The sequence below is a fragment of the Enterobacter cloacae complex sp. I2 genome, assembly GCF_014896205.1.
GTDB classification, from domain to species: Bacteria; Pseudomonadota; Gammaproteobacteria; order Enterobacterales; family Enterobacteriaceae; genus Enterobacter; species Enterobacter quasihormaechei.
In genome coordinates this window covers 141,642-168,216 of sequence record NZ_JADBRA010000010.1, presented here as the reverse complement: position 1 = coordinate 168,216, position 26,575 = coordinate 141,642, and the positions used below count along the sequence as shown (strand labels likewise).

The 26,575-nt window shown below is 58.5% G+C and carries 26 protein-coding genes; 18 read left to right on the top strand and 8 right to left on the bottom strand.

Features of this window, described 5'->3' with window-relative positions:
- Position 1: 1 nt before the first annotated feature.
- From ybcJ to IM300_RS11000, 4 genes are all read left to right on the top strand, one after another.
- On the top strand, positions 2–214 hold the full coding sequence (gene ybcJ / locus IM300_RS11015) for a ribosome-associated protein YbcJ (protein WP_063451631.1): 213 nt from the start codon (positions 2–4) through the stop codon (positions 212–214).
- Between the two features lie 282 nt (positions 215–496).
- A complete protein-coding gene (locus IM300_RS11010) occupies positions 497–1,996 on the top strand; it encodes a PTS transporter subunit EIIC (RefSeq protein ID WP_063451632.1) in 1,500 nt (499 codons plus the stop codon).
- A gap of 83 nt (positions 1,997–2,079) precedes the next feature.
- Positions 2,080–3,096: a Mal regulon transcriptional regulator MalI gene (gene malI, locus IM300_RS11005; RefSeq protein WP_193036476.1), complete on the top strand. Its 1,017-nt coding sequence runs from the start codon at positions 2,080–2,082 to the stop codon at positions 3,094–3,096.
- A 73-nt stretch (positions 3,097–3,169) separates the two neighbouring features.
- The gene (locus tag IM300_RS11000) at positions 3,170–3,691 is read left to right on the top strand and encodes a metal-dependent hydrolase (protein ID WP_193036474.1); all 522 of its coding nucleotides are present in this window, start codon (positions 3,170–3,172) and stop codon (positions 3,689–3,691) included.
- A gap of 88 nt (positions 3,692–3,779) precedes the next feature.
- On the opposite strand, the gene cysS is transcribed toward IM300_RS11000, so the two are convergent.
- Entirely contained in the window at positions 3,780–5,165 is a 1,386-nt protein-coding gene (gene cysS, locus IM300_RS10995; RefSeq protein WP_102749837.1) for a cysteine--tRNA ligase, read from the bottom strand.
- Between the two features lie 175 nt (positions 5,166–5,340).
- Between cysS and ppiB the strand changes: the two genes are divergently transcribed.
- The 5 genes from ppiB to mnmH all read left to right on the top strand — a co-directional run bounded on the left by ppiB (position 5,341) and on the right by mnmH (position 9,409).
- Positions 5,341–5,835, top strand: coding sequence for a peptidylprolyl isomerase B (gene ppiB, locus IM300_RS10990; RefSeq protein ID WP_000256009.1), 495 nt, complete (start codon positions 5,341–5,343; stop codon positions 5,833–5,835).
- Positions 5,836–5,838: 3 nt separating this feature from the next.
- Positions 5,839–6,561 carry a UDP-2,3-diacylglucosamine diphosphatase gene (lpxH, locus tag IM300_RS10985; protein WP_193036472.1) on the top strand — a complete coding sequence of 241 codons (723 nt, stop codon included), beginning with the start codon at positions 5,839–5,841 and terminating at the stop codon, positions 6,559–6,561.
- 119 nt (positions 6,562–6,680) lie between these two features.
- Positions 6,681–7,190 (top strand): 5-(carboxyamino)imidazole ribonucleotide mutase, encoded by a 510-nt coding sequence (gene purE / locus IM300_RS10980; RefSeq protein ID WP_193036470.1) that lies wholly within the window; start codon positions 6,681–6,683, stop codon positions 7,188–7,190.
- Complete coding sequence (gene purK, locus IM300_RS10975; RefSeq protein WP_107534832.1) at positions 7,187–8,254, top strand: 5-(carboxyamino)imidazole ribonucleotide synthase; 1,068 nt, start codon at positions 7,187–7,189, stop codon at positions 8,252–8,254. The genes purE and purK overlap by 4 nt, the downstream gene beginning before the upstream one ends.
- Positions 8,255–8,338: 84 nt before the next feature.
- Positions 8,339–9,409, top strand: coding sequence for a tRNA 2-selenouridine(34) synthase MnmH (gene mnmH / locus IM300_RS10970; protein ID WP_063868985.1), 1,071 nt, complete (start codon positions 8,339–8,341; stop codon positions 9,407–9,409).
- 90 nt (positions 9,410–9,499) lie between these two features.
- On the opposite strand, the gene IM300_RS10965 is transcribed toward mnmH, so the two are convergent.
- The 3 genes from IM300_RS10965 to ybbA form a co-directional block, all read right to left on the bottom strand.
- Positions 9,500–10,645 (bottom strand): porin, encoded by a 1,146-nt coding sequence (locus IM300_RS10965; RefSeq protein ID WP_063451640.1) that lies wholly within the window; start codon positions 10,643–10,645, stop codon positions 9,500–9,502.
- A 182-nt stretch (positions 10,646–10,827) separates the two neighbouring features.
- The gene (gene ybbP / locus IM300_RS10960) at positions 10,828–13,242 is read right to left on the bottom strand and encodes a putative ABC transporter permease subunit YbbP (protein ID WP_193036468.1); all 2,415 of its coding nucleotides are present in this window, start codon (positions 13,240–13,242) and stop codon (positions 10,828–10,830) included.
- On the bottom strand, positions 13,239–13,925 hold the full coding sequence (gene ybbA / locus IM300_RS10955; RefSeq protein ID WP_063451642.1) for a putative ABC transporter ATP-binding protein YbbA: 687 nt from the start codon (positions 13,923–13,925) through the stop codon (positions 13,239–13,241). The genes ybbP and ybbA overlap by 4 nt, the downstream gene beginning before the upstream one ends.
- Between ybbA and tesA the strand changes: the two genes are divergently transcribed.
- From tesA to IM300_RS10940, 3 genes are read left to right on the top strand one after another with little or no spacing between them, the layout of a single operon-like run.
- Positions 13,896–14,528 (top strand): multifunctional acyl-CoA thioesterase I/protease I/lysophospholipase L1, encoded by a 633-nt coding sequence (tesA, locus tag IM300_RS10950; RefSeq protein ID WP_112791918.1) that lies wholly within the window; start codon positions 13,896–13,898, stop codon positions 14,526–14,528. The two genes, ybbA and tesA, sit on opposite strands and share 30 nt — an antisense overlap.
- On the top strand, positions 14,509–15,318 hold the full coding sequence (locus IM300_RS10945; RefSeq protein WP_107534829.1) for an SDR family oxidoreductase: 810 nt from the start codon (positions 14,509–14,511) through the stop codon (positions 15,316–15,318). The genes tesA and IM300_RS10945 overlap by 20 nt, the downstream gene beginning before the upstream one ends.
- 58 nt (positions 15,319–15,376) lie before the next feature.
- The gene (locus IM300_RS10940) at positions 15,377–16,231 is read left to right on the top strand and encodes a co-chaperone YbbN (RefSeq protein ID WP_193036466.1); all 855 of its coding nucleotides are present in this window, start codon (positions 15,377–15,379) and stop codon (positions 16,229–16,231) included.
- A gap of 87 nt (positions 16,232–16,318) precedes the next feature.
- On the opposite strand, the gene fetB is transcribed toward IM300_RS10940, so the two are convergent.
- Together fetB and fetA are read right to left on the bottom strand one after the other, a co-directional pair.
- Complete coding sequence (fetB, locus tag IM300_RS10935) at positions 16,319–17,101, bottom strand: iron export ABC transporter permease subunit FetB (RefSeq protein WP_063868991.1); 783 nt, start codon at positions 17,099–17,101, stop codon at positions 16,319–16,321.
- Positions 17,094–17,765 carry an iron ABC transporter ATP-binding protein FetA gene (gene fetA / locus IM300_RS10930; protein ID WP_193036464.1) on the bottom strand — a complete coding sequence of 224 codons (672 nt, stop codon included), beginning with the start codon at positions 17,763–17,765 and terminating at the stop codon, positions 17,094–17,096. Before fetA ends, fetB begins: the two co-directional genes overlap by 8 nt.
- Before the next feature lie 142 nt (positions 17,766–17,907).
- On the opposite strand from fetA, the gene IM300_RS10925 reads away from it, so the two are divergent.
- The 3 genes from IM300_RS10925 (at position 17,908) to IM300_RS10915 (ending at position 20,280) form a co-directional block, all read left to right on the top strand.
- Complete coding sequence (locus IM300_RS10925; protein ID WP_063451646.1) at positions 17,908–18,762, top strand: hypothetical protein; 855 nt, start codon at positions 17,908–17,910, stop codon at positions 18,760–18,762.
- Positions 18,763–18,916: 154 nt separating this feature from the next.
- Positions 18,917–19,831, top strand: coding sequence for an SPFH domain-containing protein (locus IM300_RS10920; protein WP_063451647.1), 915 nt, complete (start codon positions 18,917–18,919; stop codon positions 19,829–19,831).
- On the top strand, positions 19,828–20,280 hold the full coding sequence (locus tag IM300_RS10915; protein ID WP_063868998.1) for an NfeD family protein: 453 nt from the start codon (positions 19,828–19,830) through the stop codon (positions 20,278–20,280). Before IM300_RS10920 ends, IM300_RS10915 begins: the two co-directional genes overlap by 4 nt.
- Here IM300_RS10915 and cueR read toward each other — a convergent pair.
- Positions 20,277–20,687: a Cu(I)-responsive transcriptional regulator gene (gene cueR / locus IM300_RS10910; RefSeq protein ID WP_063869000.1), complete on the bottom strand. Its 411-nt coding sequence runs from the start codon at positions 20,685–20,687 to the stop codon at positions 20,277–20,279. The genes IM300_RS10915 and cueR overlap by 4 nt on opposite strands.
- A gap of 108 nt (positions 20,688–20,795) precedes the next feature.
- Here cueR and copA point away from each other — a divergent pair, with 108 nt between their 5' ends.
- From copA to ybaK, 3 genes are all read left to right on the top strand, one after another.
- Positions 20,796–23,294 (top strand): copper-exporting P-type ATPase CopA, encoded by a 2,499-nt coding sequence (gene copA / locus IM300_RS10905; protein ID WP_193036462.1) that lies wholly within the window; start codon positions 20,796–20,798, stop codon positions 23,292–23,294.
- A gap of 50 nt (positions 23,295–23,344) precedes the next feature.
- The gene (locus tag IM300_RS10900) at positions 23,345–24,139 is read left to right on the top strand and encodes a TraB/GumN family protein (protein WP_102749828.1); all 795 of its coding nucleotides are present in this window, start codon (positions 23,345–23,347) and stop codon (positions 24,137–24,139) included.
- Between the two features lie 198 nt (positions 24,140–24,337).
- The gene (gene ybaK / locus IM300_RS10895; protein ID WP_063451652.1) at positions 24,338–24,817 is read left to right on the top strand and encodes a Cys-tRNA(Pro)/Cys-tRNA(Cys) deacylase YbaK; all 480 of its coding nucleotides are present in this window, start codon (positions 24,338–24,340) and stop codon (positions 24,815–24,817) included.
- 88 nt (positions 24,818–24,905) lie between these two features.
- Here the strand turns inward: ybaK and ushA are convergent, their stop codons facing one another.
- Entirely contained in the window at positions 24,906–26,558 is a 1,653-nt protein-coding gene (ushA, locus tag IM300_RS10890) for a bifunctional UDP-sugar hydrolase/5'-nucleotidase UshA (protein ID WP_131636097.1), read from the bottom strand.
- Between the last annotated feature and the right edge of the window lie 17 nt (positions 26,559–26,575).

Here is a 26,575-nt window from a genome sequence, read left to right as displayed (position 1 = left end):
CATGGCAACTTTTTCTTTAGGTAAACACCCGCACGTTGAGCTGTGCGATCTGCTGAAGCTGGAAGGCTGGAGCGAAAGCGGCGCGCAGGCGAAAATCGTTATCGCCGACGGGCAGGTGAAAGTGGACGGCGTGGTGGAAACCCGCAAGCGCTGCAAAATTGTCGCGGGTCAGACCGTGAGTTTTGCAGGACAAAGCGTGACCGTGACGGCGTAAGCCGTTTGATGCCCGGTGGCGCTGCGCTTACCGGGCCTACGTACTGTCTCCGGTTGCAGGCCGGGTAAGGCGAAGCCGCCACCCGGCAATTTCTGTCTCTATCCCCTCACACCCATCGCGGTTATTTATCGATCAACTTCAAATAATCACTATTTCATCTGTTGAAAGGTGAGAATTCAGTTGCGCGCTTTTCAGACTTTCCCCACGATGAGTAGAACGTTCTACTAAAACGTTCTACTTACAATAACAGCGCGAAAAAAGCGCTATTCGGGGGAAATCAGCATGAGTCTGATATCAGGGTTTGTTAAATCGTTGTCTAAGCTGTCTATGATTGGCCGCGCCTTAATGCTGCCAATTTCACTGCTTCCCGCTGCGGGCCTGCTGCTGGCCTTCGGCGATAAGTTCCACCTGCCGCTGATGATGAACGCCGGCGGGGTTATCTTTGATAACCTGCCGATGCTGTTCGCCATCGGCTCTGCTGTCGGTCTGGCCTCGGAATCCGGTATTGCCGCACTCTCTGCGGCGGTCTCAGTGTTTGTCACCAATATCACCATCAGCACGGTGCTGAGCATTACGCCGGAAATGGCCTCTCAGGGCGGGAAATACGCCATGGTGGTCGGCATCCCGACGTTGCAGATGGGCGTCTTCGGCGGCCTTATTTGCGGCATTCTCGCGGCCTGGTGCTACAACCGCTTCCACACCATGCAGCTGCCGGAGTTCCTTGGCTTCTTCTCCGGCAAGCGCTTTGTGGCGATCGCGACGGCGTTTCTGTCGTTCCTGCTCGGCCTGCTGCTGCCGTACGTCTGGCAGCATATTCAGTCCGGGATCGACGCCCTGTCCGTGGTGGTGAACGGCGATAACCAGGCGGCCTCGACCTTTATTTTCGGGCTGGTGGAGCGCGCGCTGATCCCGCTCGGCCTGCACCATATCTGGTATCCCTCCTTCTGGTATTCGTTTGGGGATTACACCACTCAGGCGGGTCAGGTGATCCACGGTGACCAGACCATCTGGTTCAAGATGCTCGAAGAGGGGGTAAAATCCTTCAGCAGCGACACCTACCAGAACGCCGGGAAATTCATGCAGGGCGAGTTCCCGCTGATGCTGTTCGCGCTGCCAGCGGCGTGCCTGGCGATGTACCACGAAGCGCACACGAAGAATAAGAAAATCGCGGCCGGTATTCTGTTCTCTGCGGCGCTGACCTGTTTCCTGACGGGGATCACCGAGCCGGTGGAATTCACCTTTATCTTCGTGGCCCCCATCCTTTACGTTTTCAACGCCATCATGGCGGGGCTGGCGTATATGGCCATGTACCTGATGCATGCGCATATTGCCAAATCGTTCTCCGCAGGCTTTATCGACTACCTGTCGTTCGGGATCCTGCCGTCGTTTAACGGCTATCAGACCAACTTCCTGAGCGCCATTATCATCGGCATTCCGATGGCGCTGATTTACTACTTCACCTTCCGCTTCGTGATCCGCCGTTTCGACGTAAAAACGCCGGGGCGCACCGAAGTCACCGCCAGTGCGAATGACAAGTCCGATTCCGAACTTGCCACCGAAATCATCGGCCTGCTGGGCGGTGCGCAGAACATTGATTCCGTCGGCTCCTGCATCACCCGCCTGCGTCTGGAAGTGGCGAAGAGCGATGCGGTGGACAGAGAGGGCCTGAACGGGCTTGGCGCGCGCGGCGTGGTGTTCGTGGGCGACAACGGTATACAGGTGATTTTCGGGGCCAGAGCACAGTTTATCGCCCAGACCATGTCCACCATGATTGGCAAATAATAAGATGCCTGAAGACGGCGTCTCCTGTACGCTGGGGGACGCCTCTTATCTGGCTGATAATCGGTAAATTTCAGGGAGCGGTTTTGAAGAAAGTCAGCATTATTGATGTTGCAAAGCATGCGGGCGTGTCGGTTTCTACCGTTTCGCTGGTGCTGCGCCAGAAAGGGAAGATCTCAGAGGCGACGATCGGGAAGGTCAATGCCGCCATCACAACGCTGGGCTATGTTCATAACGTCGCCGCTGCCAACCTTCGCGCCAACACCTCCAACTTAATCGGCCTGATCCTGCGCGACTTCAGCGACAGCTTTTCCATCAAAGTGATGGCGAGCATCGTTCAGGAGCTGGAGAAACAGGGTTATATGGTTTTTCTCGGTCAGCCGCTGAACGACGGCGAACATCTGGAACGCACCCTGCTGTCGTTTAAGCAGCAGGGCGTCGCGGGCGTCATCTACCTGGCGTCGGATACCCGCGCCGCCGCTCTCCCGGAACGCATTCGCCACTGCCCGCTGCCGTTTGTCGCGGTTTCACAGTCGTTGCTGGAAGAGAAATGCAACCTGGTGATGCGCGATAACCGTCAGGCGGCGAACCTGGCCGCGCGGTATCTTATCGAGCGCGGGCACCGCAACATCGCCTACATCGGCGGGCGCGACGGATGTCGTATCCGCGAGCAGCGCCTGCTTGGTTTTCGCAGCGCGATGACGCAGAACGGGCTGGTCTGGCGTGAGGAATATTCTCCCGCCTGCACCGATGACACGCAGGCGGCGGCCATGGCGACCCGCCAGCTGCTGGAGAAGAACAATACGATTACCGCCCTGCTCTGCCACTCGCCGGATGCAATGCTCGGTTCAATCTCCGGCATTCACCAGGTGGGGCGCACGGTGGGTAAAGATGTTTTCCTGACTCAGCAGGTGGCGCTGATCGGCTTTGAAGATATGCTTCACGTAAACCTCACGTCGCCGTCACTGACTTACGTTTCGTCTGCCAGCGAAGAGACAGGCCGACAGGCGGCGGGGCTGATGATCCGCAGGCTGAAAGAGCCGGATCTGCAAACCCAGCGCATCACCCTCTCCGGTCAGCTTATCGCGCGGGAATCGGCGTAAAATCAGAATTTGACACGGGTTTATTGAGGCGGATCCACTGCTATATTCCCATGATTTGCCATGGATACATGCAATGCCTACCGTTATCACCCACGCTGCCGTTCCTCTGTGTCTCGGCTTAGGGCTCGGAACCCGCGTCATCCCACCCCGCCTGCTGTTTGCCGGGATCGTCCTCGCCATGCTGCCCGACGCCGACGTACTGGCGTTTAAATTCGGCGTCGCCTACGGGAATATTTTTGGCCACCGCGGTTTCACTCATTCGCTACTGTTTGCCTTTGTGGTGCCGATACTCTGCGTGCTGGCCGGGCGACGGTGGTTCAGGGCCAGCCTGACGCGCTGCTGGCTTTTTTTAACCGTGTCGTTGCTGTCGCACAGCCTGCTGGACTCCGTTACCACCGGCGGGAAAGGCGTCGGCTGGCTGTGGCCGTGGTCAGACGCGCGCTTCTTTGCGCCGTGGCAGGTGATCAAGGTCGCGCCGTTTGCCCTGTCGCGCTATACCACGCCGTACGGGCATGAGGTCATTATCTCGGAACTGCTGTGGGTGTGGCTGCCGGGGGTGGTGTTGATGGGGATGTTGTGGTGGAAACGAAGGTAAAAAAAGCCGGGTGGCGGCTGCGCCTTACCCGGCCTACGGTCGTGCTTTTGTAGGCCCGGTAAGCGAAGCGCCACCGGGCATTAAAGACTTACTTACGACGCCAGGTCGTCCCCTGCGGGCCGTCTTCCAGAATGATGCCCATCTCGGTCAGACGGTTACGCGCCGCATCCGCCGCCGCCCAGTCTTTCGCCTGACGCGCTTCCAGACGCGCTTTAATCAGCGCTTCAATTTCTGCCACTTCGCCGTCGTCTGCCTGCGCGCCGCTTTGCAGGAACGCGTCCGGCTCCTGCTCCAGCAGGCCGAGCACGGAAGAGAGCTTACGCAGATGAGACGCCAGCGCATTCGCCGCCGCCATATCTTCTGACTTCAGGCGGTTGACCTCACGCGCCATGTCGAACAGCACGGAGTAGGCTTCCGGCGTGTTGAAGTCGTCGTTCATCACCTCAACAAAGCGCGCTTCAAATGCTTCGCCGCCCGCCGCAGGCACAGATTTGTCGGTGCCGCGCAGCGCGGTGTACAGACGCTCCAGCGCAGCGCGCGCCTGCTTCAGGTTCTCTTCGCTGTAGTTCAGCTGGCTGCGATAGTGACCAGACATCAGGAAGTAGCGCACGGTTTCCGCGTCGTAATACTTCAGCACGTCGCGCACGGTAAAGAAGTTGCCCAGCGATTTAGACATCTTCTCGCGGTCAACCATCACCATCCCGGAGTGCATCCAGTAGTTCACGTACTCGCCGCCGTGGGCGCAGGTGGACTGCGCGATTTCGTTTTCGTGGTGCGGGAACATCAGGTCCGAACCGCCGCCGTGAATGTCGAAATGGTTGCCCAGCTGCTTGCAGTTCATCGCTGAACATTCAATGTGCCAGCCCGGACGCCCTTCGCCCCACGGGGATGGCCAGCTCGGCTCGCCCTCTTTGGACATCTTCCACAGCACGAAGTCCATCGGGTTACGCTTCACGTCAACCACGTCCACGCGCGCGCCGGCCTGAAGCTGGTCCAGATCCTGGCGGGAAAGCGCACCGTAGGTTGGGTCCGTCGGCACCGAGAACATCACGTCACCGTTGTCCGCCACATAGGCGTGGCCGCGTTCGATCAGCTTTTCAGTGAGCTCGATGATTTCATGGATATGGTGGGTCGCGCGCGGCTCGCTGTCCGGGCGCAGAATATTTAAGGCGTCAAAATCCTTGTGCATTTCGGCGATCATGCGATCCACCAGCGCGACGAAGCTTTCGCCGTTTTCATTAGCGCGCTTGATGATTTTATCGTCGATGTCAGTGATGTTGCGCACGTACTTCAGGTTATAGCCCAGGAAGCGCAGGTAGCGTGACACCACGTCGAACGCGACAAAGGTACGGCCATGGCCGATATGACAGAGATCGTAAACCGTAATACCACACACGTACATGCCGACTTCCCCGGCATGGATAGGTTTAAATTCCTCTTTCTGGCGCGTCATTGTATTAAAGATTTTTAACATCGAAGATTCCATGTAAACACGTGTGTGGATTGTTTGTTCCTTATAATACCCATAATTGGGAGCACGGTCAGCACACAATGCAAGGTGATCGTGTCCTGTGGTTATGCTATAACAAGCCCCTATATGTGACCCGAGCACGGGTCGACGCACCACAATAACGGAACAGGATGCAAAAATGGTTACTTTCCACACTAATCATGGCGATATCGTAATCAAAACCTTTGATGATAAAGCGCCTGAAACAGTTAAAAACTTCCTGGACTACTGCCGCGAAGGTTTCTACAACAACACTATTTTCCACCGTGTGATCAACGGCTTTATGATCCAGGGCGGCGGTTTCGAGCCTGGTATGCGCCAGAAAGAGACCAAAGAAGCGATCAAAAACGAAGCGAATAACGGCCTGAAAAACACCCGTGGTACGCTGGCAATGGCCCGTACTCAGGCGCCACACTCTGCAACCGCACAGTTCTTCATCAACGTAGCGGACAACGACTTCCTGAACTTCTCTGGCGAAAGCCTGCAAGGCTGGGGCTACTGCGTATTCGCAGAAGTGGTTGAAGGGATGGACGTGGTCGACAAGATCAAAGCCGTTTCTACTGGCCGCAGCGGTATGCACCAGGACGTTCCTAAAGAAGACGTTGTGATTACAAGCGTGACCGTCAGCGAGTAATTCGTGGCGACACTCTTTATTGCGGATCTGCATCTGCAAACAGAAGAACCGGCGATAACCGCCGGTTTTCTGCGTTTTTTACGCGGCGAAGCGAAAGGCGCCGACGCGCTGTACATTCTGGGCGACCTGTTTGAGGCCTGGATCGGCGACGACGACCCGAACCCGCTGCACCGTGAAATGGCAGCCGCCATTCACGCGCTGGTGGATTCCGGCGTGCCCTGCTATTTCATTCACGGCAACCGTGATTTCCTGATAGGCCAGCGCTACGCCCGCGAGAGCGGCATGACGCTGCTGCCGGAAGAGCATGTGCTCGATCTCTACGGTCGCAAGGTGCTGATCATGCACGGCGACACGCTCTGCACCGACGATACCGGCTACCAGGCGTTTCGCGCCAAAGTCCACACCCCGTGGATCCAGAAAGTGTTCCTCGCCCTGCCGCTGTTTATCCGTAACCGCATTGCCGCCAGAATGCGCGCGGGCAGCAAAGCCGCCAACAGCAGCAAATCGCTGACCATTATGGACGTCAACCCGCAGGCAGTGGTTAACGTGATGGAAAAGCATCGCGTTCAGTGGCTGATCCACGGCCATACCCATCGCCCGGACGTGCACTCCCTTATCGCCAACGGCGAGCCCGCTCACCGCGTGGTTTTAGGGGCCTGGCACAGCGAAGGTTCGATGGTAAAAGTCACGCCGGAAGGGGTGGAACTGATCGCCTTCCCGTTTTAACGCCCACCCGTCTTTTCGCCCACTTCTCGACCACGCAACCGTTTTCCTTGCCGGTATTACATGCTATTCTCTGTGCCCTCGAAAGCAGTGTGTTCCGCACCACAGGAGTTTTAAGACGCATGTCTTCCCGCAATAATCCGGCGCGTGTCGCCATCGTGATGGGGTCCAAAAGCGACTGGGCTACCATGCAGTTCGCCGCCGAAATCTTTGAAATCCTGAATGTTCCGCACCACGTAGAAGTGGTTTCCGCACACCGCACGCCGGACAAACTGTTCAGCTTCGCCGAAAACGCCGAAGAGAACGGGTATGAGGTGATTATTGCCGGTGCGGGCGGCGCAGCACATCTGCCGGGCATGATTGCCGCCAAAACCCTGGTGCCGGTGCTGGGCGTGCCGGTGCAGAGCGCTGCGTTAAGCGGTGTCGATAGCCTTTACTCTATTGTGCAGATGCCGCGCGGTATTCCCGTCGGTACGCTGGCAATTGGCAAAGCGGGCGCCGCCAACGCCGCGCTGCTCGCCGCGCAGATCCTGGCGACGCACGATACAGCGTTACATCAACGCCTGACGGAGTGGCGTAAAGCCCAGACCGACGAGGTGCTGGATAACCCGGATCCGCGGGGTGCAGCATGAAGCAGGTTTGCGTTCTGGGTAATGGTCAGCTTGGCCGCATGCTGCGTCAGGCTGGCGAACCGTTGGGTATTACCGTCTGGCCCGTCGGGCTGGACGCCGAGCCGGAAGCCGTGCCGTTCCATCAGAGCGTGATCACCGCCGAAATTGAACGCTGGCCGGAAACCGCCCTGACCCGCGAGCTGGCGCGCCATAACGCCTTTGTGAACCGGGACGTATTCCCGATCATCGCCGACCGTCTCACGCAAAAGCAGCTGTTCGATAAGCTTGGGCTGGCAACCGCGCCGTGGCAATTGCTCTCTGATAAAAGCGAGTGGGATGACGTGTTTGCGATGCTGGGCGAACTGGCGATCGTGAAGCGCCGCGTCGGCGGCTATGACGGTCGCGGGCAGTGGCGCCTGCGGGCGAACGACACCGCCGAGCTGCCGGACGACTGCTACGGCGAATGCATCGTTGAGCAGGGCATCAACTTCAGCGGCGAAGTGTCGCTGGTTGGCGCGCGCGCGCATGATGGCCGCACGGTGTTTTACCCGCTGACGCATAACCTGCATCAGGACGGCATTCTGCGTACCAGCGTTGCCTTCCCGCAGGCAAACGCTGGCCAGCAGGCGCAGGCGGAAGAGATGCTCTCCGCCATCATGCACGAGCTGGGCTACGTGGGCGTGATGGCGATGGAGTGCTTCGTCACGCCGTCGGGCCTGCTGATCAACGAGCTGGCGCCGCGCGTGCACAACAGCGGCCACTGGACGCAAAACGGCGCCTCCATCAGCCAGTTCGAGCTGCACCTGCGCGCTATCACTGACCTGCCGCTGCCGCAGCCGGTGGTGACCAGCCCGTCGGTGATGATCAACCTGATCGGCACCGATCTGAACTACGACTGGCTGAAGCTGCCGCTGGTGCACCTGCACTGGTATGACAAAGAGGTGCGCCCGGGTCGTAAGGTCGGTCACCTGAACCTGAACGATACCGACACGGATCGCCTGAGCGCTACGCTGGAAGCGATCGTCCCTCTCCTGCCGCCGGAATACGCAAGCGGTATTGTCTGGGCACAGTCAAAGCTCAACTAAGACATCTGCGCCGGGGAGTTGACCTTCCCCTTCCCCGGCGTACAATTCCCGCCCATTGCTGCTCAGTTTTCTTCTGGAATCACCATGAACGATGGAACGGACTATCGCGCGATCCTCGCGTCCGATACCCCTTTAATCGACGTTCGCGCGCCGATCGAATTTGCCCAGGGTGCGATGCCCGCCGCACTCAACCTGCCCTTAATGAACGACGACGAGCGTGCCGCCGTGGGGACCTGCTATAAGCGCCAGGGACCCGACGCCGCGCTGGCGCTCGGCCATAGCCTGGTGAGCGGTGAGACGCGGGAGGCGCGCATTAACGCCTGGCGCGAAGCCAGCCTTGCGCACCCCGAGGGCTATCTCTGCTGCGCCCGCGGCGGGCAGCGCTCGCATATCTCCCAGGCCTGGCTTAAGGAGGCGGGTGTCGATTACCCGCTGATCCGCGGCGGCTATAAAGCCCTGCGTCAGACGGCCATTCAGGTCACGGTCGAGCAGTCGCAAAAGCCGATGGTGCTTATCGGCGGCTGTACCGGCAACGGTAAAACGCTGCTGGTGAAGCAGCACGCGCAGGGCATCGATCTGGAAGGGCTGGCGCACCATCGCGGCTCGTCTTTTGGCCGCACGCTCACGCCGCAGCTTTCCCAGGCGAGCTTTGAAAATCACCTTGCCGTTGAGCTGCTGAAAAAAGACGCGGCGCGCTGGGTGCTGGAAGATGAGGGCCGGATGATTGGCTCCAACCATCTGCCGGAGTGCCTGCGTGACCGCATGGCTGAAGCGCCTATCGTGGTGGTCGAGGATCCGTTTGACGTTCGTCTTGAGCGCCTGCGTGAAGAGTACTTCGACCATATGTGGGCGGACTTTTCTGCCGCCTACGGTGAAGACGCGGGCTGGAAAGCGTACAGCGAATACCTGCATCACGGACTTTTTGCCATTCGTCGCCGTCTGGGGCTGCAACGCTTCGCGGAGTTTACCGCCCTGCTGGACGCCGCGCTCGTCGAGCAACAGCGAACTGGCAGCACTGACGCACATTTCAGCTGGCTTGTGCCGCTGCTGAACGACTATTACGACCCGATGTACGGCTATCAGCTGGAGAAAAAGGCGGAGAAAATTGTGTATCGCGGGACATTCGAAGACATTGCCGAATGGCTTAATCGCTGAAAAATAAAGCCGGGTGGCGGCTACGCCTTACCCGGCCTACGCGTGCTTGTGTAGCCCCGGTAAGCGCAGCGCCACCGGGGAACAAACAACTTAGAAGTCGTAACGCAGACGCACCAGGTTCATGTCGCCCAGGTTGTCGGTGCTGGAGGTGAACACGTGTTCGTAATCCACGCGGAAACCGTAGTCCAGCTGGAAGCTGATACCCACGCCGTTGTCGATGCGCTGGTAGTTACGGCCGTTCACGTACTCAATGCGGTCACCCATGAAGTAAGGCTGGATGGATTTCACCGCATACTGGCCGACCGGGAATTTGTACCCTGCGAAGTATTCAATACCCCATGCGTCACCGGCGAAGTAGTCGTTAACGGACACTTTTTTGGTGGTCATGAAGTTCTGATACCAGCCGCCGCCCGCAGAGAAGGTCCAGTTATCCGGGGTCCAGCTCAGCGCAGTACCGACAATGTTCTGGTCGTAGGATTTGCTGTCGCCGTTGTCCGGGTTACGCATGTCCGCGCGGGTGTAGTTCCACGCTGCGCCCCAGGTCAGATCGGTGGTCAGGTGGTAATCGATACCCAGCGAGCCGCCGCCTTTACGCTTGTAGCGCAGGCCGTTGCCCGGCAGGTATTCACTGTCCTCAAACAGGTAGGATGCATAGATATCCGCATCGCCCACGGTTTTCTTGTACTTCAGCATCTGGCGTGAACGGTAAGAGCCGTCGTAGTCGCCGTTGATCCCGTTACCCGGCGCCTGGCCGATCATGTCGTAGTCCCAGATATCGGTTTTCGCGCCCACCACATCATAGTACACGCTGTTCTGCTGGCCGAAGGTCAGCGTGCCCCAGGTGTCGCTCTTCAGGCCGGTGTAGAGCATACGACGTGATGTGTCGTGCGCGCCGTCGGCGTAGTGGTTATCCCAGTTAAACTGCGCCGGAATGTTCACACCCAGCTCGTAGTAGGTGATCCAGCTGATGTCATCGAACAGGTAGTAGTCTGCCGCGAAACGGAAGCGGGTACCGCCGTCAAAGCCGTTACGCTTGTAGCCGTTTTTGCCGTCATCGCCGGTCATGTTCTGGAACTGAGGACGAATACTGCCGCCAACGGTGAAGTTCAGGCGGCTCAGCGGGTTACCCGCCTGCGGATCCTGTTTCAGAAGAGTGATTTCCGCCTGGGATGCGAAAGAAGCCAATGCCACTGCTGCGCCGATCGTTGTCGCCAGCGCTGTTTTTCTTATAGTCATTCTTTTTCCTTGATAGACACGCTGCTAAATATTTAGCTGGTGAATATTAACCGGAAATATTCGGGCTGTGTGGGCGGGTTTTTAATGTTTTGTGCTACTAAATGCAGGGTCATTAACGATTTGTGCCGTTAAGCGGTGACGCACCAGCAGATATGCCGGTGCGTCATCATCACGTCAGTAAACTAGCTGACAAACTGGCGGAACAGCGCTTTACCTTTCAACAGCCGGGTGCCGAGCCAGCCGCCGCACAGGGACAGCAGCACGGCGCCGCAGACGGGCAGCGTTACCCACAGCCGCCAGTCAGGCTCCCACGGGAAGTCGAAGACTTTCGTCTGGAGCACCGCCAGCGCGGTTTCCGCACCGATGGCCGCCACCAGCCCCGCCACCAGCCCCAGCGGCACGCACTCGCTCCACAGCGTGGCACGCAACAGTCGCTTACCGGCGCCCAGCGTGCGGTAGACCACCAGCTCCTGATGCCGCTGGCGCATGCCGACCTGCACCTGCGCCAGCAGCAGCAATATGCCGCAGATCGTCACCAGCACCACCATCACCTCCAGCGCGCGGCTCACCTGCTCCAGCACCTGCCCGACCTGTTTGAGGATCGCGCCGATATCCAGCAGGCTCACTGTCGGGAACTCCCGGTTAAGCTGCGTCAGCATGCCGTTGCCGTTTTCCCAGCGGAAGCTGGTCAGCCAGCTCTGGGGCTGTCCGTCCAGCGCGCCCGGCGGGAAGATGAAGAAGAAGTTTGGCCGCAGGCTTTCCCAGTCCACCTTGCGCAGGCTGGTCACTTTGGCGCTGAAATCCTGCGTGTCGCCGGTAAAGGTCACGCTGTCGCCCAGCCCCACGTTCAGACGCTTCGCCAGCCCCTCCTCCATCGACACTTCCCCCGCCTTTGGCGGCCAGGTGCCGGCGACGATCGGGTTATGGTCCGGACGCTTCTCCTGCCAGGTCAGGTTCAGCTCTCGGTTGAGCGATTCGTCTTTGTTTCCTTCCGTCGACTGGCCGTTGATCTGCGTCAGGCGGGCGCGCACGATCGGATAGAACGACTCGGGAATAATGTGATGCTCGGACAGGAAGCCCTTCAGCGGCGTCACCTGCTCGGGCGCGATGTTGATCAGAAAATAGTTCGGGCTTTCCGACGGAAGCTGCTGCTGCCAGCGATCCAGCAGATCCCCGCGCAGCACCAGCAGGAGCGCCAGCAGCATAAACGACAGCGAGAACGCCGAAAGCTGGCTGAGCGTGGACCACGGCTGATGCAGCAGACGATTAATCGCCAGACGCACCGGCAGCGATTTCACCGTCAGCTTTTTTAGCAGGCTGAGCAGCACCCAGCCCAGCGCGCCGCACAGCAGCGCCAGCACGACCGCACCCGCCAGCACCGCCCACAGCAGCGTACTGCCGCCCATCAGCCAGGCCAGCAGCCCGACCGCCACCGCAATAATCACCGGCAGGTAGAACTTCATTGGCCAGACGTTGGCCACCACGTCGCGGCGCAGCACGCGCAGCGGCTGGGTGGCGAGCAGCAGCCGGTACGGGCGCAGCCCCACCAGCAGGGAGATCACCATCATCGCGCCAATGGCCCACAGCCACGGCCAGAGGCTGGCAGGCGGCAGCGCGGCGGGCAGTACCGGTTTGAGCAGCACCATCAGCAGTTTTTCAAACAGCAGCCCGATCGCCCCACCGGTAATGGCCGACAGCGCCAGCACCATCAGCCACTGGCCGACAATCAACTTGCGCAGCTGCGACCGACCCGCGCCGAGGGTTTTGAGGATCGCCACCAGATCGTAACGGCTGCGGCAGTAGTGCCCCATCGCCACGGCGACGGCCGCAACGGCCAGCAGCAGGGTTAACAGCGCCGACAGCAGCAGGAACTGCTGGGAACGTTCAAGAGATTTGCCTAGCGCCCCTTCATCCTGCTCTAGCCCGTACCAGCGGTGTTCCGGCTTGAGCTGCGGCAGAAGCCATTTTTCATACGCCTCCAGCTGTGCGGGCGTACCGCCAAACTTATAGCGCCAGGTGACGCGGCTTCCCGGCTGGACGGCGTTGGTTTTCGCGACATCGGCGGTGTTCATCAGCAGGCGCGGCGCGAGCTGGAACGGGTTAAAGCCGGAATCGGGCTCCTGCACCACTTCCCCGGCAATTTTCAGGGTGGCATCACCAACGTCAATACTGTCGCCGGGCTTCAGGTTAAGAAGCGCCATCAGACGCGAAGCCAGCAATACCGTACCGGAGGCCGGTTTTAGCCCCGGCGGGCTGGTTTGTAGCTCGCCGTACATCGGGTAGATGTCATCCACGGCCTTCACGCTGGCAAGCTGCGGCGTGTCGCCCGCAAAGGTCATGGTCTGGAAGGTGATTTGCTCCCCTACCTTCAGCCCTTCCTTGCGCGCTTCTTCGATCCAGCCCGGCGGGACGGGTCGGGAACTTTGCAGCGCCCGGTCCCCCGCCATAAATTCGCGGCTCTGCTGGCTAAGCCCTTTTTCCATGCGATCGCTGACGCTGCCGAGCGCCAGCACGCAGGCCACCGCCAGGCTCAACGCCAGCCAGACAATCAGCAGCGAGGGCGAGCGCCATTCGCGCCAAAACCAGCGGGCAATCATGCTTCCTCCTGAAGAATACCGTTCACCAGCCGCAGGCGGCGGTCGCAGCGGGCGGCCAGCTGCGGATCGTGGGTAACCAGAATCAGCGTGGTGCCGTGCTCGCGGTTGAGCGAAAACAGCAGATCGGCAATTTTATCCCCGGTTTTACGATCGAGGTTGCCCGTTGGCTCATCGGCAAACAGCACTTCCGGGCGTCCGTTAAACGCCCGCGCCAGCGCCACGCGCTGCTGCTCGCCGCCGGACAACTGCGCCGGAAGGTGGTCAAGCCGCTTCCCCAGCCCAAGCTGTTCCAGCAACGCTTTGGCGTGATCGCGGCTTTCGCGGGTATTTTCGCCGCGCAGCAGGCCCGGCAGCTCGACGTTTTCCAGCGCGTTGAGGGTCGGGATCAGCATAAAGGACTGAAAGACAAACCCGATATGCCGGGCGCGCAGCGCGGCGCGCGCCTCTTCATCAAGCGCGTGAAGGGGCTGGCCGACCAGGTTCACCTCGCCGCTGCTGCCATCGTCCAGGCCGGCCAGGATCGCCAGCAGCGTGGACTTACCGGAACCGGATTCGCCAATCAGCGCGATGCTTTCGGCGCGTTTGACAACGAGTTCAACTCCGGTAAGGATGGAAAGCTCGTGTTCTCCCTGACCGACGGACTTCTTAAGACGATGAACTTCAACAATGTTTTCCGCTGGCATTTGCCCTTCCTGTTTTTGATGCTGATGACCTTCCGCGCGGCGGCTGCGGACACGTTACTGGTGCTGGGCGACAGCCTGAGCGCGGGCTATCGTATGGCCGCCAGCGCGGCCTGGCCCGCGCTGCTCAATGATAAATGGCAGTCCGGGACGTCTGTCGTTAACGGCAGCATCAGCGGCGATACGTCGCAGCAGGGCCTGTCGCGCCTGCCTGCCCTGCTCAAGCAGCATCAGCCGCGCTGGGTGCTGGTTGAACTGGGCGGCAACGATGGCCTGCGAGGCTTCGCGCCGCAGCAAACCGAGCAAACGCTGCGGACCATTTTGCAGACCATTAAGGCCGCTAACGCCCAGCCGCTGCTGATGCAAATTCGCCTGCCCGCTAACTACGGCCGTCGGTATAATGAGGCGTTTAGCGCGATCTATCCTAAGCTTGCCAAAGAGTTTGATATTCCGCTGCTGCCATTTTTCATGGAAGAGGTCTATCTCAAGCCCCAGTGGATGCAGGACGACGGCATTCACCCCAATCGCGATGCCCAGCCGTTTATTGCCGACTGGATGGCAACCCGGCTGGCACCTTTAGTAAAACATGACTCGTCAAACAGCTGAGAACCTGACAGGTAAAGTTATGCAAAAATCGGTCTTAATAACAGGATGTTCCAGCGGAATTGGCCTCGAAAGCGCCCTTGAGCTGAAGCGCCAGGGGTTTTGGGTACTGGCAGCCTGCCGTAAACCCGAAGATGTCGAACGCATGAGAGGGCTCGGTTTTACCGGCATCCTGCTGGATCTGGATTCGCCGGAGAGCGTGGAGCAGGCCGCCGATGAGGTTATCGCCCTGACCAATAACCGGCTTTACGGCCTGTTCAACAATGCGGGCTATGGCGTGTACGGCCCGTTACAGACCATCTCGCGGGAACAGCTGGAACAGCAGTTCTCCGCTAACGTTTTCGGCGCGCATCAGCTCACCATGCGCCTGCTTCCCGCCATGCTGCCGCACGGCGAAGGGCGGATTGTCATGACCTCCTCGGTGATGGGCCTGATCTCCACGCCGGGCCGCGGAGCTTATGCCGCCAGCAAATACGCGCTGGAGGCGTGGTCCGATGCGCTACGCATGGAACTGCGCCACAGCGGCATTAAGGTCAGCCTGATTGAGCCCGGCCCTATCCGTACCCGGTTCACGGAAAACGTTAACCAGACGCAGGCAGACAAGCCGGTCGAAAACCCCGGTATTGCCGCACGCTTCACGCTGGGGCCGGAGGCGGTGGTCGCCAAAGTGCGTCACGCGTTTGAGAGCGACAACCCCAAAACGCGCTATCCGGTCACGCTGGTGACCCATGCCGTCGGCTGGTTAAAACGCCTGCTGCCGGGACGGATGATGGACAAAATTTTGCAGGGTTGAGTTGAAGCGATGACGCTTACCCCCATGTAAAGAGTAAACCGACAAAAGAGAATGCCGCATGTCCGTACAGAATATCGTCAACATAACTGAAGCTAACCTGCAACAGACGCTCGAACAGTCAATGGCTAAACCGGTGCTGTTCTACTTCTGGTCTGAACGCAGCCAACACTGTCTGCAACTGACGCCGGTCCTGGAAAGCCTTGCTGCGCAATACAACGGCCAGTTCATTCTGGCGAAACTGGATTGTGACGCCGAACCGATGGTGGCATCCCAGTTTGGCCTGCGTGCGATCCCGACCGTCTACCTGTTCCAGAACGGTCAGCCCGTCGATGGCTTCCAGGGGCCGCAGCCGGAAGAAGCGATCCGCGCCCTGCTGGATAAAGTTCTGCCGCGTGAAGAAGAGCTGAAGGCGCAGGAAGCGATGGCGCTGATGCAGGAAGGCAAATACGACGAGGCGCTGCCGCTGTTAAAAGACGCGTGGCAGCTGTCGAATCAAAACAGCCAGATTGGTCTGCTGCTGGCAGAAACCCAGATTGCGCTGCACCGCCCTGAAGACGCGGAAGCCGTTCTGAAAACCGTTCCGATGCAGGATCAGGACACCCGTTATCAGGGCCTGGTGGCGCAGATTGACCTGCTGAAACAGGCGGCGGATACCCCTGAAATTCAGCAGCTTCAGCAGCAGGTTGCAGACAACCCGGCGGATGCGGCGCTGGCAAGCCAGCTCGCGCTCCAGCTGCATCAGGTGGGGCGTAACGAAGAGGCGCTGGAACTGCTGTTTAGCCATCTTCAGAAAGACCTGAGCGCCGCAGACGGTCAGGCGCGGAAGATGTTCCAGGAGATCCTGGCCGCACTCGGTACCGGTGACGCCCTGGCGTCAAAATATCGTCGTCAGCTGTACGCGTTGTTATATTGATGCACTTTGCCCGGTGGCGGCTTCGCCTTACCGGGCCTACAAAAGCACGAATCGTAGGCCGGGCAAACGCAGTGCCGCCCGGCACAATCAGCGCACGTTTTTCAACGGCGTCACCACCAGCTGGTGGCGTGCGTTGTAGAACTTCCGATAGGTCAGGTAGCAGGCAATAATCGTCGACAGGCTCGCGGTGGAGAGCAGCATAAACGTCACCATTATCTGGTACTTAATCGCTTTAACCGGATCGATACCGGCAAAAATCAGCCCCGACATCATGCCCGGCAGACTGACCAGCCCCACGGTTTTCGCAGAATCCACCGTGGGGATCAGCGAAGAACGAATGCTGTCACGAATCAACCGCGCCGAGGCCACCTTCGGCGTTGCCCCCAGGCTTAGCTTTTCCTGAAGCTGCTGCTGCTCGCTGCTGAAGCGTTGCCCCAGATTGTTGTAGCACAACCCTACCGCCACCATCGCGTTACCCGCAATCATCCCGGAAATGGGGATCACCTGCATCGGCGTAAATTCTATCGAGCCGGAGAGCACCAGCACCGCCAGCGTTAACGCGGTCCCGGTGGTAATCGCGATAAACGACGAGATGAACGCTTTATCGATGTATTTACTGCGCTTTTGCGCATTCCACGCCGCGTTGAAGCAGATAAACAGCACCATCAGCAGCGTCAGTACCGCATGGTTGACGTTGAAGATGTATTTCAGCACGTAGCCGACAATGATGAGCTGGATGACCGCGCGGGCGATACTCCACAGAATATCTTTCTCCAGCCCCAGCTTTTCCCGGTAGCTGACCACAATCGCCACCAGCACCAGTACCATCGACAGCGCCAGCGATTCGTTCGTTATATTATGTTCACCCACGGTTAGCCTCCTGCATTTTCCCGCCCTGCGGCCTGAGCGTGATGACATCATCCGCATGGCTAATTTCGTTTGAATCGTGCGTCACCCACAGCACGGCAATATCCTGTTCACGGGCGTAGCGATGAATAATCTCATTCACGTTGCGCTTGTTGGCGTCATCCAGTGCGCTGGTGATCTCGTCCAGCAGCAGCACCTTCGGCAGGAATTGCAGGTTACGGATCAGCGATACGCGCTGCTTTTCCCCGCCTGACAGGTCGGCAATCGATTTGGTCAGCGTCTCCGGCGAAAGCCCAAACCGGGCCAAATCGTCGGCAAACGTTTCAGGTTCAGGCGTTTGGTTGCGGATTTGCCAGGGGAACACCAGATTGTCGTACACCGTATCGCCAAACAGGGACGGCGTCTGCACGCAGTAGGACACCTGCTGGCGGTAGCGTTCCGGTGAAAGCGTGGCGATATCCTTCCCTTCAAACAGGATCGTTCCCTCCGTTGGGCTCAGTAACGAGGCCACGATTTTCAGAAGCGTGCTTTTACCGCAGCCGGAGGGGCCGGTTATGAGCTTAAATTCGCCCGGTGAAAGGCAAAAATCGACGTGCTGAAGGATCGTGTTGTCACCCACGCGAAAGCCAACATCCCTGATATCCAGAAGATTTTTTTTATTATTCATTCCGATTCCATTTAACGCTTTTAAGAGAACAGCCTGTAGCATAATCCTTTCAGGTTCACAGTGCGAATAGCCTTAAGCTATGGCTAGTGTTAAACTTTTTGTTTGCTCATTGTCACCTCTATCACTACAGGTAGTAAGCCGCATGACACATATTTTTTATGAGTTTTCCTCCCTGAAGCCAGGTGTGCCTGATGTCGAAACATTAATGGAAGTCATCAATTCGTCGGAACTCACGCGTTTTGTTATGGGTGCAGAGGTTGTCGATTTTGTTAAGAAGGCACTCATCGTTAACACCACGATTGGCAGCTTTAAGAACTGCTATTTTGCTTTCGATGACGGGGCTTACTTTCTCGAATTTGACAGCAAGGGTAAATCCAGACGCTTTACCGAGGTGCCGGACTGGTTCGTTTCGCCTGCGGAATTTGCCCGCTCGCAATGGCTGATCAACCATGACCTGGCCGATGTGAAGGCGACGGCGTTTATTGACGTGCTGATGTCCTACCCGCTAAAAGAACGCCGGGCGCACTGCAATCTGCTGTTTGGTCTGGATCTGCATAAGGTCAATGTGGTTCCGGCGCCCGCCGCGCCTGTGGGAAAAATGGGCAATAAGAACGGAAAAACCACCAAGCCTCGCGTCACGGATCTCGGCTCTTTTGAGCTTTTTACCGCCTTCTTTGCGCGCATGAAAACCGCCGTCAACGCTAATGCATTCCCCACGCTACAGGTGCTGACCGGTCAGGAGAATCTTGCCAAAGCGCCGCACAGCCTTAAGCAAGGGATCAGAACCTGGTTTAAAGCGATCACCGGCGATCTGCCGCCGAACAACAAACGTGTCGGAGCGGGCAATGCAGTGCTGTTCTGCGCCCCGATCCGCGAACAGATCCAGCAGATAGAGGCTATTGGCCTGGAAAAATACTATCAAGGCTTATCGAAAGCCATCGCTGACGCCGGGGATGGGTTTATCACCGACTTCAGCTACACCTGGTCAGAAGACTAAGCGTCTGGGCCCTGCTCTCCTGGCGGGGCATTTTAATTTTACCAGTCCGGTTCCCACCTCTTTACAGGGGCGAAATCCCGCCCGTTAACCGATATACTAACGTTCAACAATTACGCAATTTTTCCCGCTACGGCATGCAAAACAGGAGGTTTTTATGCTCATCGTTGTCCCTGTCCTTATTTTCGTTGCGCTGGTTATCGTGGGCGCAGGCATCAAAATTGTCCCGCAGGGTTACCAGTGGACCGTCGAACGCTTCGGTCGCTACACCAATACCCTTCAGCCTGGTTTAAGCCTGATCGTCCCCTTCATGGACAGAATTGGGCGCAAGATCAACATGATGGAGCAGGTCCTGGATATCCCTTCCCAGGAAGTCATCTCGAAGGATAACGCCAACGTCACCATTGATGCGGTGTGCTTTATTCAGGTGATAGACGCGCCGAAAGCGGCCTATGAGGTGAGCAACCTGGAGCTGGCGATCGTCAACCTGACGATGACCAACATCCGTACCGTGCTGGGCTCGATGGAGCTGGACGAAATGCTCTCCCAGCGTGACAGCATCAATACCCGCCTGCTGCACATTGTGGATGAAGCAACCAATCCGTGGGGGATCAAGGTAACCCGCATTGAGATCCGCGACGTGCGCCCACCGGCAGAGCTGATCGCTTCCATGAACGCGCAGATGAAGGCCGAGCGTACCAAGCGTGCCTATATCCTTGAAGCCGAAGGGGTGCGCCAGGCCGAGATCCTGAAAGCGGAAGGGGAAAAACAGTCGCAGATCCTGAAAGCCGAGGGCGACCGTCAGTCTGCCTTCCTCCAGGCGGAAGCGCGTGAACGTTCGGCAGAGGCGGAAGCCCGCGCGACGCAAATGGTATCCGAGGCGATTGCCGCCGGGGATATCCAGGCCGTGAACTACTTCGTCGCGCAAAAATATACCGATGCACTGAAGGAGATCGGCTCTGCGAACAACAGCAAAGTGGTGATGATGCCGCTGGATGCCAGCAGCCTGATGGGATCTATCGCCGGGATTGCCGAACTGATCAAAGACGGCGGAAACGAGCGTAAAAAATGATTGAACTCATCGTTGCACATCCACATGCGTTCTGGCTAAGCCTCGGCGGCCTGCTGCTGGCCGCCGAGATGCTGGGCGGCAACGGTTATCTGCTGTGGAGCGGCATTGCCGCGGTGATTACCGGGCTGGTCGTCTGGCTGCTGCCTGTCGGCTGGGAGTGGCAGGGCGCGCTGTTTGCCGTACTGACGCTGGTGGCCGCCTGGCTGTGGTGGCGCTGGCTGAACAAACGCGTTCAGGAGCAGAAGCCAGTCGATGCGCATCTCAACCAGCGTGGGCAGCAGATCGTGGGTAAACGTTTCACGCTTGATAACGCGCTGATCAACGGACGCGGCCATATGCGCGTGGGGGACAGTTCGTGGCCGGTCGTGGCCGATGATGACCTCAGCGCCGGAACGCGGGTTGAGGTCATTGCGGTGGAAGGTATTACCCTGCGGGTTAAAGCCTGTTAGGCGTGGGTTTTGCGGTGGCAGCAGCCGGAAAGATTGTCGATAATCGGGCAGTCGGCGCTGTCATCTCCCGGGCAGGATTCCGCCAGCTGTAAAAGCTGCTCACGCATTGCCTGTAATTCGATAATATGGCGTTCGATCTCCGCCACTTTTTCCAGCGTACGTTTTTTCACGTCGGCACTGTGGCGCTTCGGATCGTTAAACAGGTTTACCAGCTCCCCGCACTCTTCCAGGTTGAATCCAACCTGTCTGGCCTGGCGCAGTAACGTCAGTTCATCAAGATGCAGTTGCGTATAGCTGCGGTAGCCGTTCTCACTGCGCAACGGTGGCGTCACCAGCCCTTTCTCTTCATAAAAGCGAATCGCTTTGCTGGTTAAGCCGGTTTTTTTCGCAACATCGCTGATATTCACATTTCCCCCTTGACCTTCCCCTTGATGGAAGGTTTAACCTTCATAACAGTTAGCGAAAAGCAGAGTGAAGGTCAACAATTGACCAGAACATTATACGGGAGTTTTGTTATGTCTCACACTATTGACCTGACGCTTGACGGCCTCTCCTGCGGCCACTGCGTCAAACGCGTTAAAGAAAGTCTGGAGCAGCGCCCTGACGTGGAAAGCGCTGAGGTGACTATCGATCATGCCGCCGTGACCGGCAACGCCAGCGCCGACGCGCTGATTGATACTATCAAACAGGCCGGTTACGGGGCGGAGTTAAGCCACCCAAAGGCTAAACCGCTGGCAGAGTCATCATCCCCGTCGGAAGCACTGACAGCGGCCACTCCTGAGCTTCCGGTAGCGGATGACATTGATGACAGCCAACAGCTGCTGATCAACGGCATGAGCTGCGCCAGCTGCGTTTCACGGGTACAGAATGCCTTGCAGGCGGTCCCGGGCGTAGCGCAGGCACGGGTAAACCTGGCGGAGCGTACTGCGCTGGTGATGGGCAGCGCCTCCGCCGCAGATTTAGTACAGGCCGTTGAGAAAGCGGGCTACGGGGCGGAGGCCATCGAAGATGATGCCGAGCGCCGCGAGCGCCAGCAGGAAACGGCTATCGCCACCATGAAGCGCTTCCGCTGGCAGGCGATCGTCGCCCTGCTGGTTGGTATTCCGGTGATGGTGTGGGGCATGATGGGTGACAACATGATGGTCACCGCTGATAACCGCACCCTGTGGCTGGTGATTGGTGTCATTACCCTTGCGGTCATGGTGTTTGCAGGCGGGCATTTTTACACCAGCGCCTGGAAGAGCCTGAAAAACCGCACGGCGACGATGGACACGCTGGTCGCGCTCGGGACGGGAGCCGCGTGGCTCTATTCAATGAGCGTTAACGTCTGGCCGCAGTGGTTCCCGATGGAAGCTCGCCACCTCTACTATGAAGCAAGCGCGATGATTATTGGTCTGATTAACTTAGGCCACATGCTCGAAGCCCGCGCTCGCCAGCGCTCGTCGAAAGCGCTGGAAAGATTACTCGATTTAACCCCGCCGACGGCCCGCGTGGTGACGGACGACGGGGAGAAAAGCGTTCCGCTTTCGGAGGTGCAGCCGGGTATGACGCTGCGCCTGACCACCGGCGATCGCGTGCCCGTCGACGGTGAAATCACTCAGGGCGACGCCTGGCTTGATGAAGCCATGCTGACCGGTGAGCCGATCCCCCAGCAGAAATCCCATGGCGATGCGGTGCATGCGGGTACGGTGGTGCAGGACGGAAGCGTGCTGTTCCGCGCCAGCGCCGTTGGCAGCCATACCACCCTGTCGCGCATCATCCGCATGGTCCGCCAGGCCCAGAGCAGCAAGCCGGAAATCGGCCAGCTTGCCGATAAAATTTCCGCTATTTTTGTCCCCGTGGTGGTCGGCATTGCCCTGTTCAGCGCGGCGATCTGGTATTTCTTCGGCCCGGCACCGCAGATTGTCTACACTCTGGTGATTGCCACCACGGTGCTGATCATCGCCTGCCCTTGTGCGCTTGGCCTGGCCACGCCGATGTCGATTATCTCCGGCGTCGGTCGCGCCGCCGAGTTTGGCGTGCTGGTCCGTGACGCCGACGCGCTACAGCGGGCAAGCACGCTGGACACCCTTGTCTTCGATAAAACCGGTACGCTCACCGAGGGCAAACCCCAGGTGGTGGCCGTCAATACCGCGGGCTGTACGGAAGCGGATGCCCTGCGCCTTGCCGCGGCGCTGGAACAAGGTTCCAGCCACCCGCTAGCGCGCGCCATCCTTGAGAAAGCCGGCGATGCCCGCCTGCCGCAGGTAAGCAACTTCCGCACCCTGCGCGGTTTAGGGGTCAGCGGGGAAGCCGAAGGGCATACGCTGCTGCTGGGTAACCAGGCACTGCTGAATGAAAACGGCGTTGATACGTCCGCGCTGGAAGCTGAGCTTAACGCGCAGGCTTCTCAGGGGGCGACACCGGTTCTGCTGGCAATGGATGGACAGGCGGCGGCGCTGCTGGCTGTGCGCGATCCGTTACGCCAGGACAGCGTGGATGCCCTAAAGCGCCTGCACCGCGCGGGCTACCGACTGGTGATGTTAACGGGTGATAATCCGACGACCGCTAACGCCATCGCAAGAGAAGCCGGGATTGATGAGGTGATAGCCGGCGTATTGCCGGATGGCAAAGCGGACGCCATCATGAAACTGCAACGTGAAGGACGTCAGGTGGCGATGGTCGGCGACGGTATCAACGACGCCCCGGCGCTGGCGCAGGCTGACGTAGGCATTGCGATGGGCGGCGGGAGCGATGTTGCCATTGAGACTGCGGCGATCACCCTGATGCGGCACAGCCTGATGGGCGTGGCGGACGCGCTGGCGATTTCGAAAGCCACGTTGCGCAACATGAAGCAGAACCTGCTGGGGGCATTCATCTACAACTCACTCGGCATTCCGGTTGCCGCCGGGATTTTGTGGCCGCTGACCGGCACTCTGCTGAACCCGGTGGTCGCGGGTGCGGCGATGGCGCTCTCGTCCATTACCGTGGTGAGCAACGCCAACCGCCTGCTGCGGTTTAAACCGAAGGATTGAACCTTGTTCTCGTACGCGCTAGCATGACCCTTTCCGATCATGGAGCGCGTATGAGTCTGTTTAGCCGTATAAAAGCATCGTTTCGCGCCCTCTTTCCCCGCCGTTATGCCTGGCCCGGCATGGATATTTCGCTTCCGGGCGGACGGCATCTGCACCTGGTGGGAAGCATCCATATGGGCACACAGGATATGTCACCCCTGCCCGCCGGCCTGATTAAACTGCTGAAGCGCGCCGACGCGCTGATCGTCGAGGCCGACATCTCCGGCCACGAGTCGCCGTTTGCCGGGCTGGAAAGCGACCTCCCGCTGGCGGAACGTCTGGACGATGCTCAGCTCGCGGAGCTGACGCGCATTGCCAACGAGACGGGCGTATCGCTATCCATGATTGATACCCTGCCGCTGTGGCAAATCGCGATGGTGTTACAGGCCACGCAGGCGCAGCGCCTGGGCCTGCGCGGCGATTACGGCATTGATTATCAGCTGCTGAATATGGCACGGGCGCGCACTATGCCCGTCATCGAACTGGAAGGGACGGACAGCCAGATAGCGCTCCTGCGTCAGCTTCCGGACGACGGACGTATGCTGCTGGAAGATACCCTGACCCACTGGCACACCAATGCGCGGCTTCTGCAAACCATGATTGGCTGGTGGCTGGACGCGCCGCCGGCAGACGGCAAGCTGGCGTTACCGTCGACGTTCAGTGAATCGTTGTATGATGTGCTGATGAACGCGCGTAACCAGGCGTGGCGGGAGACGCTGTATGCCCTGCCTGCTGGTCGTTATGTCGTCGCGGTTGGCGCGTTGCATTTGTACGGCGAAGGGAATTTGCCGTCGCTGCTGAAGTAAAAAAATGGCCAATATCGCTATTGGCCCGTCAAAGAGGAATTTCATCGTTTTTATTATACCGAAGTGACCTTCGGTTGAGCCGATTGTCGCTCAAAGTGACCATCACTGCCAATACTATTGCGCAAGATGGTGCTATTTTTTAGACAAACGTCAGGCGTATGCTGCTGGTATGAATCGTCTGTCGTAAGAAGGATAGCCATGACTCCCGCCGTTAAATTACTCGAAAAAAACAAAATTTCTTTCCGGATCCACACCTACGATCACGATCCGAACGAAACCAACTTTGGTGATGAAGTGGTGCGCAAGCTGGGGCTGAACGCGGACCAGGTCTACAAAACGCTGCTGGTCGCGGTGAATGGCGATATGAAGCACCTCGCCGTGGCGGTGACGCCCGTCGCCGGTCAGCTCGATTTGAAAAAAGTGGCCAAAGCGCTGGGGGCGAAAAAGGTCGATATGGCCGACCCGATGGTTGCGCAACGCACGACCGGATATCTTGTCGGCGGGATCAGCCCGCTCGGCCAGAAAAAGCGTCTGCCGACGCTGATCGATGCGCCTTCGCAGGAATTTGAGACGATCTACATTTCTGGCGGCAAGCGCGGGCTGGATATCGAACTGGCCGCGGGCGATCTGGCGAAAATGCTGGATGCGACGTTTGCGGATATTGCGCGCCGGGATTGAGAAAATTGCCCGGTGGTGCTGCGCTTACCGGGCCTACATTCGAATCGTAGGCCGGGTAAGGCGTAGCCGCCACCCGGCAACAAAACCACTACTGCCAGCTCACCTCGCCCTTCGGCTCATACGCGTTCACGTCAATCGGTGAATTCTGCTGGATAAACTGCTTCAGCACCTCCGCATCAATAAAGCCGGTATTCACATAGCCCGGTTTGTTATCAATGTGCGGATAGCCGTCGCCGCCGGTGGCATTGAAGCTTAACGTTGCCAGGCGGTAGGTTTTCGCCGGATCAACAGGCTCACCCTTGATCTTGAGATCGTTGAGCTTGCCGTCCTTCGCCACGAAGCTGACGTTAGCAAACTGCGGATACGCCCCCGAGTCCGGCTTCATCTGCGCCACGGCCGTCAGGTAGTCAATCACCTCTTTCCCGCTCATGTCCGCATACACCACCACGTTGCCAAACGGCTGTACCTTCAGCACGTCTTTATAGGTGATGTTTCCGCCTTCGATGGAATCACGAATACCGCCGCCGCTCATCACGCCAAAATCCGCATTCGTGCGCGCCATCTGCGCGGCCAGCACCAGACGCCCCATGTTGGTCTGCACGAAGCGGACTTTGCTGCGGTCCCCTTCCAGACGACCGTTAAGCGTGCCAATCTTCACGTCCAGCTGCGCTTTCCCTTTGCTCTGGAACGGCGTCAGCAGGGAGAGCATCTGCTGGTTTTCAGCGATCTCTGGCGTGTAGAGTACGCGTTCGCTTTTGCCGTCCGGGTAGGTGACTTTCTTCTTCAGGTTCACCGGGATGAGCTGATAGTGCACCAGCTTCATCTCGCCGTTACGGAATTCAAAATCCGCGCGGCCAACGTATTTCCCCCACTCGTGGGCCTGCACGATCCAGATCCCGTTCTGACGGTCCGGCGCGCACGGCGTGCCCGGCACGTAGTCCACCTGCTTTTTGTTCTCCGACGCCATGCAGACCGGATCCTGCGAATGGCCGCCCACAATCATCGCCAGCGAGCCCGCTGGCAGGCTGCGCGCCATCTCTACGTCGCCCGGCGCGTTGGAGCCGTGCTGACCATTATCGTAATGCCCCATGTGGGTGGTCGCGATAATCACATCCGGCTTTTCATTCTGCTGCAACTCCTGGATCACCAGCTTCGCTTCGTCCGCCGGTTTACGGAATTCAATGTCGGTGAAATATTCAGGGTTGCCAATTTTGGCCGTATCGTCAGTGGTTAAGCCGATGACCGCGATCTTCAGATCCTGACGCTTAAACAGCGCCCACGGTTTAAACAGGCGCTCGCCGGTGCTTTTCTGATAAATATTGGCGGAAAGGAACGGGAATTTGGACCACTTCTCCTGCTGGCGCAGCACGCTCAGCGGATTATCAAACTCGTGGTTTCCGACCGCCATCGCGTCGTAGCCGATTAGATTCATGCCGCGAAAATCAGGCTCGGCATCCTGTAAATCCGATTCCGGTACGCCGGTATTAATATCCCCGCCCGACAGCAGCAGCACGCTGCCGCCCTGGGCCGCGACCTCTTTGCGAATGCCGTCCACCAGCGTTTTTTGCGCCGCCAGGCCATATTCACCGTATTCGCTGCGCCAGAAATGGCCGTGATGATCGTTCGTGTGGAGAATGGTAATTTTATAGGTTTTATCTTTTTCATAAGCCTGCGCGGGCAGGCTTGTCAGCCCCCATGCGGCGATGAGCGCCAGCGCGACGCCACGCTTTATTAACTTCATCTTCTCTCTCCCTGACC

Excerpts from the sequence above, each read along its gene's own strand:
- purK (WP_107534832.1), top strand. The coding sequence starts at position 7,187 with ATGAAGCAGGTTTGCGTTCTGGGTAATGGTCAGCTTGGCCGCATGCTG.
- mnmH (WP_063868985.1), top strand. The coding sequence starts at position 8,339 with ATGAACGATGGAACGGACTATCGCGCGATCCTCGCGTCCGATACCCCT.
- ybcJ (WP_063451631.1), top strand. The coding sequence starts at position 2 with ATGGCAACTTTTTCTTTAGGTAAACACCCGCACGTTGAGCTGTGCGAT.
- IM300_RS10920 (WP_063451647.1), top strand. The coding sequence starts at position 18,917 with ATGCTCATCGTTGTCCCTGTCCTTATTTTCGTTGCGCTGGTTATCGTG.
- ppiB (WP_000256009.1), top strand. The coding sequence starts at position 5,341 with ATGGTTACTTTCCACACTAATCATGGCGATATCGTAATCAAAACCTTT.
- IM300_RS10925 (WP_063451646.1), top strand. The coding sequence starts at position 17,908 with ATGACACATATTTTTTATGAGTTTTCCTCCCTGAAGCCAGGTGTGCCT.
- copA (WP_193036462.1), top strand. The coding sequence starts at position 20,796 with ATGTCTCACACTATTGACCTGACGCTTGACGGCCTCTCCTGCGGCCAC.
- cysS (WP_102749837.1), bottom strand. The coding sequence starts at position 5,165 with ATGTTAAAAATCTTTAATACAATGACGCGCCAGAAAGAGGAATTTAAA.
- IM300_RS10940 (WP_193036466.1), top strand. The coding sequence starts at position 15,377 with ATGTCCGTACAGAATATCGTCAACATAACTGAAGCTAACCTGCAACAG.
- IM300_RS10965 (WP_063451640.1), bottom strand. The coding sequence starts at position 10,645 with ATGACTATAAGAAAAACAGCGCTGGCGACAACGATCGGCGCAGCAGTG.
- IM300_RS11000 (WP_193036474.1), top strand. The coding sequence starts at position 3,170 with ATGCCTACCGTTATCACCCACGCTGCCGTTCCTCTGTGTCTCGGCTTA.
- ybbA (WP_063451642.1), bottom strand. The coding sequence starts at position 13,925 with ATGCCAGCGGAAAACATTGTTGAAGTTCATCGTCTTAAGAAGTCCGTC.
- IM300_RS11010 (WP_063451632.1), top strand. The coding sequence starts at position 497 with ATGAGTCTGATATCAGGGTTTGTTAAATCGTTGTCTAAGCTGTCTATG.
- ybbP (WP_193036468.1), bottom strand. The coding sequence starts at position 13,242 with ATGATTGCCCGCTGGTTTTGGCGCGAATGGCGCTCGCCCTCGCTGCTG.
- ushA (WP_131636097.1), bottom strand. The coding sequence starts at position 26,558 with ATGAAGTTAATAAAGCGTGGCGTCGCGCTGGCGCTCATCGCCGCATGG.
- IM300_RS10915 (WP_063868998.1), top strand. The coding sequence starts at position 19,828 with ATGATTGAACTCATCGTTGCACATCCACATGCGTTCTGGCTAAGCCTC.
- IM300_RS10945 (WP_107534829.1), top strand. The coding sequence starts at position 14,509 with ATGACTCGTCAAACAGCTGAGAACCTGACAGGTAAAGTTATGCAAAAA.
- tesA (WP_112791918.1), top strand. The coding sequence starts at position 13,896 with ATGAACTTCAACAATGTTTTCCGCTGGCATTTGCCCTTCCTGTTTTTG.
- fetA (WP_193036464.1), bottom strand. The coding sequence starts at position 17,765 with ATGAATAATAAAAAAAATCTTCTGGATATCAGGGATGTTGGCTTTCGC.
- IM300_RS10900 (WP_102749828.1), top strand. The coding sequence starts at position 23,345 with ATGAGTCTGTTTAGCCGTATAAAAGCATCGTTTCGCGCCCTCTTTCCC.
- purE (WP_193036470.1), top strand. The coding sequence starts at position 6,681 with ATGTCTTCCCGCAATAATCCGGCGCGTGTCGCCATCGTGATGGGGTCC.
- ybaK (WP_063451652.1), top strand. The coding sequence starts at position 24,338 with ATGACTCCCGCCGTTAAATTACTCGAAAAAAACAAAATTTCTTTCCGG.